This is a genomic window from Streptococcus gwangjuensis (genome assembly GCF_028156745.1).
Lineage (GTDB): Bacteria > Bacillota > Bacilli > Lactobacillales > Streptococcaceae > Streptococcus > Streptococcus gwangjuense_A.
In genome coordinates, this window is the sequence record NZ_JAODJG010000014.1 from 1 (window position 1) to 297 (window position 297).

Genomic DNA, 297 nt, shown 5'->3' on the forward strand with positions numbered 1-297 from the left:
TTCAGAACGTGTTGAACCAGTTAACCCAGATAACCCAACTCCACAACCAAACACCCCAGTCAATCCAGGACAACCAGATAGCCCACGTTGGCCAGCTAGTGTCCATGATTTGGATAACAAGGAAAGTGTTAGCCGTACCATCCATTACGTTTACGAAGATGGAAGCAAGGCTAAGGATGATGTGGTTGAAACACTGAACTTTAAACGTTGGAGTCGTATTAACCTAGTGACTGGTCAAATTTTCTTCCAAGACTGGACAACTAATGATGATACGTTTGATAAAGTAGTCTCTCCAAC

1 protein-coding gene is annotated in these 297 nt (G+C 43.1%); it reads left to right on the top strand.

Going from position 1 to position 297, the window contains the following annotated elements; translation table 11 throughout:
- Window positions 1-297, top strand: a 297-nt coding sequence (locus N5909_RS00105) for a mucin-binding protein (protein ID WP_419965929.1), incomplete at both ends; no start/stop codon positions are given.